At 74.3% G+C, this 4,534-nt stretch carries 4 protein-coding genes and 1 tRNA gene; 3 read left to right on the top strand and 2 right to left on the bottom strand.

What is annotated here, in order from left to right; genetic code table 11:
- Nucleotides 1–12: 12 nt before the first annotated feature.
- On the bottom strand, nt 13–1,092 hold the full coding sequence (locus ABD308_RS28945) for an ATP-grasp domain-containing protein (protein ID WP_344340830.1): 1,080 nt from the start codon (nt 1,090–1,092) through the stop codon (nt 13–15).
- 118 nt (nt 1,093–1,210) lie between these two features.
- Between ABD308_RS28945 and ABD308_RS28950 the strand changes: the two genes are divergently transcribed.
- Nucleotides 1,211–1,711, top strand: a complete 501-nt coding sequence (locus ABD308_RS28950) for a tetratricopeptide repeat protein (protein WP_344340834.1) — start codon at nt 1,211–1,213, stop codon at nt 1,709–1,711.
- A gap of 439 nt (nt 1,712–2,150) precedes the next feature.
- A tRNA-Arg gene (locus ABD308_RS28955) sits at nt 2,151–2,223 on the top strand.
- A 108-nt stretch (nt 2,224–2,331) separates the two neighbouring features.
- Here the strand turns inward: ABD308_RS28955 and ABD308_RS28960 are convergent.
- Complete coding sequence (locus tag ABD308_RS28960) at nt 2,332–3,147, bottom strand: phosphatase PAP2 family protein (protein ID WP_344340837.1); 816 nt, start codon at nt 3,145–3,147, stop codon at nt 2,332–2,334.
- 381 nt (nt 3,148–3,528) lie between these two features.
- Here ABD308_RS28960 and ABD308_RS28965 point away from each other — a divergent pair, with 381 nt between their 5' ends.
- Nucleotides 3,529–4,500 carry a sigma-70 family RNA polymerase sigma factor gene (locus tag ABD308_RS28965; RefSeq protein ID WP_344340843.1) on the top strand — a complete coding sequence of 324 codons (972 nt, stop codon included), beginning with the start codon at nt 3,529–3,531 and terminating at the stop codon, nt 4,498–4,500.
- The last annotated feature ends 34 nt before the right edge of the window (nt 4,501–4,534 follow it).

Below are 4,534 nucleotides of genomic sequence, written 5' to 3' on the forward strand. Positions count from 1 at the left end.
CGGGGCGGGCCCTCAGGTCACACCCCGGCCCACCCCCGCCAGCCGCGCCCGGGCGGCCGCCAGCAGCCCCAGCACCTGACTCGGGCCCGCACCCACCACCGCCACCGGGGCGTGCCCGCACCGACCGCCGTCCGCACCGCACCGCACGCCGTCCGCACCGCACAGGACACCGACCGCCGCGCTGCGCCCGGCGGGGACCGGCGCCGGCACCTCGCCCCGCAGGGCCCGCAGCGCCGCCTCCTCCAAGTCGGCGCCGACGGCCAGGCGCACCAGACGCGCCGCGTGGTCCGCGCGGTCGAGCCCCTGCCTGGAGGCCAGCACGCGCGGCGTCCCGCCGGGACTGTGCACCACCGTCGTGCGCACCGCCCCGTTCTCGACCCCCGCGAGGTCCAGCACCGCGCACACCGCGGAGCGGACCGTCGCCTCGTCACGGCCCGCCAGGGGCGCGGGGTACAGGTGCGTGGTCGTCACGAAGCGCGGCGGGCCCGTCGTGTCGAGCGCGATGATGCCCAGGACCTGGTGCATCCCGTCCACGCTGAGCGTCTCCACCGCGTACTGCGGACCCGGCAGGTACTCCTCGACGACGAACGGCTCCCGCTCCCCGCTCCCTGCCTGCCCGAGCCGCCACCGGCGCACTTCCCGCTCCCCGCGCAGCAGCACGGCCCGCCGGCGCCCGCCCGCCAGGGCGGACCTGACGACCACCGCCTGCCCGCCGAAGCCGCCCACCGCCTCCTGGACCCCGTCGGCGCCCCACACCCGCCTGGCCCGCACCCGCAGACGCGGATGACGGCCCAGCAGCACCCGCAGCGCCCCCCGGTCGGTGAGCGCCTCCACCGTGTGCGCCGCGTGGGCCGCGACCCCCGCGTCCTCGGCCCCCGCGAACACCGCCCCCGCCGCCCGCACCCCCGCCAGGTTCAGCACGTGCGCGATCCCGTGCTCGCGCACCGCGCCCGCCACCGCGGCCCGCAGGGCCGCGGCGTCGCCCGTGTCGGCCAGCGGCCACGCGAGGAACCCGGCCCGCGCCGCCCGGCGCAGCAGCCCCGGCGACGGCTCCACCACCAGCACCCGCTCCCCGCCCAACGCCTCTGTCATGGGCCCGCTCCTCCCGGTCACGGCAATTGCGCCGAGTATCGAAGCGCCGCTTCCCCTTTCGTTCCCCCCGGCTTCCCGCCTGGGGAGAAGCCGCCCCGGGCTCTGCGACGATGTGCGCATGAGCACACAGTCCAAGGAAGCCGACCTGTCCGAAGTCGCCCGGCTGCGCGGCGAGGAGCGCTTCGAGGAAGCCCGGACACGCCTGCTGGAACTGTCCGCGCGCTTCCCGGACGACGCCGAGATCGCCTACATCACGGCGTCCGTCCACGACCGGATGGGCCTGGAAGCCGAGGCCGTCGCCTTCTACGAACGCAGCCTCACCACCACCGGCCTGTCCGAGGAGGACCACCGCGGCGCCCTCCTCGGCCTCGGCAGCACCTACCGCGTCCTGGGCCGCTACCCCGAAGCTGTCGACACGCTGCGCGCCGGCGTCCAGCGCCACCCGAACGACGGCGCGCTGCGCACCTTCCTCGGCATGGCCCTGTTCAACGTCGGCGACCACCACGGCGCGATGAGCCTGCTGCTCGACCTGCTCGCCACCACCAGCGAGGACCCGGACGTGCGACGCTACCGCCGCGCCATCGAGTACTACGCCAAGGACCTGCACCACACCGCCTGAACGCGCTCGCTCCCGGTGCTCCGACGGGAACGTGTTTCAGTGGGTCAGGCCGCGCCGGTACGCGGCGGGTTCGGCGCGGACGCGTTCGAGGAGCCGCCCCGCCCAGTCGTGACGGTGGCGTCGCCGGTTCCGGCCAGGACCCCGGGATCGGCGGGGGCCGCCCTACGCGACGCCTCCCGCTCCACTGGCCGCGCCCTCCACACCGCCGGCGGCGAGCCCCGGCCCGCCCACCTCGGCAACCCCGGCCGGCCAGTCCCACAACCACCACGCCCGCCAGACCCCCGATCCGGTACTCTGTGGATCGAGCGTCCGGGCGGGCGCCGCACCACCCCCACCGGGGTGTGCGCGAGGCCCCGCCGACACGACGCTCACCGCCTTGTCCGAGGTCCACGCACCCGACCCGCCCAGCGGGTTCCGCGCGAGGTTTCAGACAAGCCCCGCCTCAGTAGCTCAGGGGATAGAGCACGGCTCTCCTAAAGCCGGTGTCGCAGGTTCGAATCCTGCCTGGGGCACAGCGCCGTCATCGTGGATGACGTGGATGCGGGCCCCCTCGGTCGTGGTCGAGGGGGCCCGCGGCGTTTTTCGCGGGGTGGCGAGGGGCGATGCGCGGTGAAGGGGTGTCAGCGCAGCAGGCCGTCGGGGTGGTCGGCGGCGGGGTTCGGGGTGCGGGCGGCGGGGTCCCGGGGCGGGCGCGGCGGGGAGGCCAGGACCCGTTGGACGCGGGGGCGGGTGCGCCGGCTCACCCGGCGGAGGTCGCGGGCGAGCGCGCCGGGGCGGGCGAGTTCGACGATGACGGTGACGCTGCCGAGGACCATGCCGGCGGCGAGCCAGCCGGCCACCACGTCGCTGGGCCAGTGGACGCCCAGGAAGACCCGGGAGGCGCCGATCCCCAGGACGGCCGTCGCCGCGACCGCGGAGGCGGCGATCCGCCCGGCCCGGCCGGCCAGGGGCCAGAGCAGGCCGACCAGGACGGCGCAGGTGATCGCGGAGGCCATCGCGTGGCCGGAGGGGAGGGCCGGGCCGCCGGCGTGCGCGACGGGGTCGGAGAAGGTGGGGCGCTGGCGGCCGAAGGAGAGCTTCAGGACCCACTGGCCGCCCCAGCCGATCAGGGTCTGGGCCGCGACCCAGCAGCCGAGCGTCCGGGCGCCGATCAGCCAGAGCCAGAGGGCGGCCGCGCCGAGCACGGAACGCATGGTGACCGTCCCGCCGATGTCGGAGAACAGCTGCACCGAGGCGGTCCACGCGGTGTGGTCGACCGCGAAGCGGTGCAGCCGGTCGATCGGTTCGCGGTCGAGCCGGGAGAGCGGACCCCAGCCGGTCTGCACCAGGGCCGCCAGGACGGCGAACAGCACGGCGCAGCAGACCGCGAGAGCCGCGTGCCGGAGCAGGTGGCGATCACGCGGGGTGATGGAGGGCGAGCTGTTGGTCAGGTGCATGGCTGACACCTTCCCAGCCGTCCGGGGTGATCGAGCGCCGCGCCGATAGCGATTTGGCATCTTTTGTGCGGAGGACCTGCGAGTGGCGGGGTGTGAGCGGGCCCTGTGCGGGAACGCGCTCACGGCGCGCGGGGTTGTGCGGAGTGAAGGCGCGCGCGGGGGTGCGCCGGAATCACATCCGGTTCCCGCTTGGTCACGCAGCGTCTGAATCGCGGGCGGGATCGGGCAGGATACTGCATCGCCGGAAGAATCTGAGTGACTTGGGAATGTTGTCCGGAATCTGTTCGTTGGATCGTTACGTGTGAGCCCAGCGGGGCCCGCACTTCTTGCCCTCTCCGGGCAGGCAGCCAGACCGCGGCAACACCAGCAAAGGGAGCAAGCATGGCCACCCGTGCCGTCGTTCGCGATAGGGCCGACCGGACTCGCGCGGCCCGCCCGACCAACCTTGAGGCCGACCGTGACCTGGTCGGCATGTACCTCGACGAGATCGCCAGGACACCCCTGCTCGATGCCGCCGAGGAGGTCGAGCTCTCGCTGCGGATCGAGGCCGGCGTGTACGCCCGGCACCTGCTGGACGAGGACGGGCTTCCCGAGGGCGTGCGGCGTGAGGAGCTGGAGGCGATAGCCGAGGACGCCGAGCGCGCCAAGGACGTCTTCATCCGCTCCAACCTCCGCCTCGTGGTCGCCGTCGCCCGGCGTTACCCGCGCAGCGGCCTGCCGCTGCTCGACCTCATCCAGGAGGGCAACGCCGGCCTGGTCCGCGCGGTGGAGAAGTTCGACTACGCCAAGGGCTTCAAGTTCTCCACCTACGCGACGTGGTGGATCCGCCAGGCGATCACCCGCTCGATCGCCGACCAGTCGCGCACCATCCGGCTTCCCGTGCACCTGGTCGAGGAGCTCGGCCGGATCCGCCGGGTGCAGCGGGAGAAGTCGAAGGAGCTGGGCCGGGAGGCCGAGCCCGCCGAGATCGCGGCCGAGCTGGACACCACCGAGGCCCGGATCAAGGACGTGCTGGACTGGGCGCGCGACCCGGTCAGCCTGAACATGTCGGTCGACGACGAGGGCGAGACCCAGTTCGGCGACCTGGTCGAGGACACCGGGGCGACCTCCCCGGAGGACGCCGTGATGGTCATGCTGCGCCGCGAGGAGCTGGACGGGCTGATCGGACGGCTGGACGACCGCACGGCCTCGATCATCCGCTCGCGGTACGGCATGGAGGACGGCCGGGAGCGCACCCTGACCGAGGTGGGCAAGCAGCACGGGCTGACCCGCGAGCGGATCCGCCAGATCGAGAAGCACGCGCTGGCCGAGCTGAAGAAGATCGCCGACCACGCGGGCTTCGAGGCCGCGTGACGCGGGACCGGGGTTGACGGTGGGGGGGGGGGCG

This window comes from Kitasatospora putterlickiae (genome assembly GCF_039527695.1).
In the GTDB taxonomy this organism is placed as follows: domain Bacteria; phylum Actinomycetota; class Actinomycetes; order Streptomycetales; family Streptomycetaceae; genus Kitasatospora; species Kitasatospora putterlickiae.

Bases quoted from the DNA above. Each gene is read 5' to 3' on its own strand.
- ABD308_RS28945 (WP_344340830.1), bottom strand. From the start codon at position 1,092: ATGACAGAGGCGTTGGGCGGGGAGCGGGTGCTGGTGGTGGAGCCGTCG.
- ABD308_RS28950 (WP_344340834.1), top strand. From the start codon at position 1,211: ATGAGCACACAGTCCAAGGAAGCCGACCTGTCCGAAGTCGCCCGGCTG.
- ABD308_RS28960 (WP_344340837.1), bottom strand. From the start codon at position 3,147: ATGCACCTGACCAACAGCTCGCCCTCCATCACCCCGCGTGATCGCCAC.
- ABD308_RS28965 (WP_344340843.1), top strand. From the start codon at position 3,529: ATGGCCACCCGTGCCGTCGTTCGCGATAGGGCCGACCGGACTCGCGCG.